The sequence below is a fragment of the uncultured Candidatus Kuenenia sp. genome (assembly GCF_900696675.1).
Lineage (GTDB): Bacteria > Planctomycetota > Brocadiia > Brocadiales > Brocadiaceae > Kuenenia > Kuenenia stuttgartiensis_A.
The window spans coordinates 1-4,427 of sequence record NZ_CAADGZ010000191.1; the positions used below are offsets into that span (position 1 = coordinate 1).

The window sequence follows — 4,427 nt, forward strand, 5'->3', positions numbered from 1 at the left end:
AGATCCCGCGTCCGCGGCAACAATCACATGAATTATTAGAGGCATTACAGATAAAGTTGCCAGAAGTATTGCCAAGCCGGAACATACGGGTAGTCACTAGAAAAAAGCTTGCTGTTCGGCGTAAAAGCCAATAAATATAAGGCTTTTACGGCACTTTTGTTTTTTGACTTGGGGTGAACATCCGTTACAGAACGTCAGGAGGAGGTTTCCATCTTCCGCCTGACTTTGTCAAGAATGGGATATTTTGAAAAAGGGTTAATGGGGAAGTGTTATGCATTTGTAAAGAATCAGTACCTTAAAGCAATAGAACAGTATCCTGAGGATACGGGCATTCGCTATGAATATGCAAAACATCTTGCTTCGCATCGTGAATACGCACCGGCAATAGAACAGCATTTGGCGCTGTATGAGCTTGACCCAAACGATTACCGGACGGTGAAATGGCTGGCGCGATTGTATAGCTGGACGAAGCAGTTTGTAGAAGGATTGCAGTGGTATGAAAAATATGGAGAAATACGTCAGGGAGACCTTGCGGTGCGTCATGAGATTGCGAGGGTTTACGGCTGGGCGCTGATGCTTGAAGAGGCAAACGAGGCATATGAAAAACTCTGCGAAGATTTTCCCGATAATCATGAACTCTATTGGGAATGGCAGGCAAAGAAAAATAACTGGTTAAGGCGAAAGCGAACGGCGGTTTCTTATTATGAAAAATTAGTGGAGCGTCACCCGGAAGATGCGGAGCTGGTATTTGATCTGGGGCAATTATATTCGCAGCTCAATTTGAGCCGGAAATCGGAAGATACGTACAGAAAACTGCTTGTTTATGAACCGGGACATAACCGGGCGCTATTTGCAGCGGATTCAGAGAAATGGCGCAGAAAACAATCAGCCGGATTAAAAATTACGTACATCCATCAGGATGGAACAGGCGATACGTTCGGGAATTTTGAAATAACACGGTTCAGAACAGATGCGAATTACAAGCCGGCACGGATAATGGAGGCAACAGACGTTTCGTTGGGTCTTGGACATACCACATTCAATTTTTTGGACCATACCGGATCTACGGCAGATCATCTTTGGCTTAAGGGGAACAAAGATTTCCGGAATGGCGTTATGATATATTTAAACGGTGAATTGTCCACCTATACGGAAAACAATAAAGAAACGGTTCAATTTGAAACAGGCATACATTATCAAATAGCCGAATTGTTTGATGCTACCGTGTTTACAGGGAGAGAGGATGTCCTTGAGAATTTTATCACATTAAGCAATCACAGGGCACGCTACTATACCGGCGGGCGGATTATGTGGGATATTGATAAACGTGTTGACGTATATGCGCAGGGGAAACAGTACTGGTATAATGACTGGAACGATGGCTTTGAGTATGACGTGTCTGTTGGGTATAAATTTTTTGTATATCCGAGGATTTTAAAATTATCCGTGGGAATATTTGGCTTTGATGTGGATGACCACGTAAGCGAGTACTGGTCGCCAAACGCATATAAAAAGTATTCTGCGGCCCTAAGCTGGCGCCATTATCTGGGAAAAGAACACTACACCGGCGCTCCGGAGTTTTTTTATGAAATGGTAATGAAGCAAGGCATTGACAGCGACAGTGTTGATTTTGCAGAGCCGTCACTTGCTTTCGGATGGGACAATAAACGGCGTATGAATGCCGGGCTTGAAATAAAGCCCATGAGATCGGTTGTTTATGATGAAGAACGGATATTTTTCTATTTTAATGTACGTCTTTAAGTTCAAACGGAAGCATTCCCGGTTTTTTGTAACCGTTTATGTGGTCGGGGTAAAACAACCCTGACAGGGTTGGCACTAATGTACGTTTCATTAAAGCATGGCAAAATTCACAAAAAACCGGGAATGCATCAGGATCAAACCCACAAGGGCATGAAAGCTGCAAGAGACATGGCAAGCCTGTCCCCCGCTGGCGGGGGATTAAGGGGGTGGAAATTGTCTGTGTAGGAAATCCTGGAGGCTTATAACATGAATAGCCATAAATTTTTTTTCTTATTCCTACGTTCCCGGTGGAAATGCCTGTTACGAAATAGGATTAAATTGTCCATTTAACCCAGTCTGTGGAGTTTGGGAACGAGATCGATAAAACACTTTATTGGAGGTGAAATAATTATTTTTTTAAAACAAGGGGAGTGCCGTTCGTGAAATACGTAAAGGATGATTCCGTCGTAGTCGTTCTTTCCGCTATCTGTGGAAATTTACTTCTTACCATCGCCAAATTTTCGGGATGGCTCATTAGCAGAAGCCCTTCAATGCTGGCGGAGGCGATTCACTCATTCGCCGACACGGCAAATCAGATATTGCTCTATGTAGGCATACAACATAGCCGTAGCGGTCCGAGCCGTGAATTTCCATGGGGACAAGGTTCTTCACGCTACCTATGGAACTTAATTTCAGCAGTAGGTATATTTTTTGTAGGATTTGGCGTAACCACCTATCACGGCATCAGTTCGCTTTTCAAACCTCATGAGGCTTTTCGCTCAGAATTATATTGGTTGTCCATTACAATCCTTGCGCTGTCCTTTTTTGTTGAAGGATATGTATTGACTATTGCATATAAAAAATTGAAAAAGAAACAGGACAGACGTTCACTGAGGAATATTGTTTTGTCCGGAGATGACTCCACTATCACCGCTGTCTTGCTCGAAGATTCCATTGCCGTACTTGGCGTTGTTACTGCCCTTACAGGACTATGGCTGTCTCATATATATCAGAGTCACCTGCCTGACGCCGTTGCCTCTATTATAATTGGTATATTTCTTGGAATCATGGCGGTATTACTTGCTTTTGTGAATGGACGTTTACTCATTGGCATGGCAGTAAGTGAGAAAAAGGAGAAGGATATACGGCAATTTATCGGGATATACCCATCGGTGGAAAAGGTAATCAGCCTCAAAACCCAAATCCTTGGCCCAAACATGGTAAAACTTACTGCAGAAATAGAATTTCATGGAGGAATCATGTTTGACAGAAAACAAGTCGAGGCCGATGCGGAACTCATCCGGCAAGGAGAAGAACCTTTGCCCATACTTGTTGACACCATAGAGAGAACCGTAAGGGTCGTCGGCAATGAAATCAATAAACTGGAAAGGGCCATCCGTGAACGATTCCCTGAAATATCCTCTATCTCTCTTGAGGTATATTAATAAAAAAGGCTGTCGGCAATCGGCAAATTGTAATATGCCACTACTTAACAATTCGAAGTTCCTTGTTCGATATTCGTAATTCATTCGGAGGTCGGAAGTTTACTAAAAACACGGACTTCTGACCTCCGACCTCACCTTACACGGTTAAATTAATCCGTAATTAACTTAGCGCTTATGCGGACGTGACCCCTGCTTCATACCATATTTCCCCCCCATGCAATTATTGCACTTAAAAAACCGGTTAATAAGCCGCATTTTGTTCATCTTCCCGCTTTATTTTGAAAAATACTCTTTATGTTGCAATATGTTAAGACACTTCCTCCCTTTTTTGCAATTCTTGCGCAGACACTATGACGAAAGACACAGTTTCAGGCATTGCCCACCAATTTAAAAAAAAATTTCCCCTGTAAAATATAACTATTAAAACAACCTATATCCTTTTATTCATCATAAACAACATTTGGCATAATAATTGTTAATTGTATAGTTGTCATTCGTACACGTTTGGTTGTTTGAAAAATAATAGTTACAAATTGTTACGTTTATTGCCTGATTTTGTTTGCTAAGAGCGGTAGTGTTTTTAAAAGTATCTCTACTTACAGGGTAATCTCATAAACCTTTTAAATCTGAATAAGCCTATGGAAACAAAAAAAGTAAAACAAATTGATTTAACAAGCGGCATGGTAATGAATATATTTTCTTCTGTCACAGAGGCATCAAAACTTACAGGGGTAAGCAAGGCAACTATAAGTTATTGTATAAACAGAAAAAAGGACTCTGGCAGGGGCTTTATATGGGAATCATTGCAGAACGAAGAAGGTACAACGAATCGCTCGTTAATTATTATGAATGAAGAATGGGAAAATAAGCTGCTTAGCAGAAAATATCATAGAATCAAAAATATGTATAAGAACGCGAAGATTCGCCACTGCCTTCTCTGCAACGCAAAATTTATTAGTATTGATACCTATAACCGAAGATGTGATAAATGCAACAGTAATGTTGAACATTCAAAAGATTCACACTTTGTTTACAAACATGAACCCCTGATTTCTTAAGCATATATCCGATTCCTCAAAATACCATTATAGTCTTGCAGGCATCTTCAGGGACGGATTCACTCATTAGAAGGCTTTTGTCAAGGACAAAATATCTCCGGTCGCAAAAATATCTACATTTTCACGTTTTGAATACCCCTCCAAGTACGGAATCGCTCTTACTGCTGTTTACGAAAATGACTAT

At 41.2% G+C, this 4,427-nt stretch carries 4 protein-coding genes; all 4 read left to right on the forward strand.

All coding sequences use genetic code 11. The annotated features are described in order from the left end of the window. Window positions 1-258 precede the first annotated feature (258 nt). The gene (locus QZT26_RS16525) at window positions 259-1,761 is read left to right on the forward strand and encodes a tetratricopeptide repeat protein (protein WP_295103714.1); all 1,503 of its coding nucleotides are present in this window, start codon (window positions 259-261) and stop codon (window positions 1,759-1,761) included. Between the two features lie 78 nt (window positions 1,762-1,839). Next, window positions 1,840-1,986, forward strand: a complete 147-nt coding sequence (locus tag QZT26_RS16530) for a hypothetical protein (protein ID WP_164995193.1) — start codon at window positions 1,840-1,842, stop codon at window positions 1,984-1,986. Between the two features lie 194 nt (window positions 1,987-2,180). Next, a complete protein-coding gene (locus tag QZT26_RS16535; RefSeq protein ID WP_164995194.1) occupies window positions 2,181-3,185 on the forward strand; it encodes a cation diffusion facilitator family transporter in 1,005 nt (334 codons plus the stop codon). Window positions 3,186-3,823: 638 nt separating this feature from the next. After that, complete coding sequence (locus QZT26_RS16540) at window positions 3,824-4,243, forward strand: NUMOD1 domain-containing DNA-binding protein (RefSeq protein ID WP_295103718.1); 420 nt, start codon at window positions 3,824-3,826, stop codon at window positions 4,241-4,243. The last annotated feature ends 184 nt before the right edge of the window (window positions 4,244-4,427 follow it).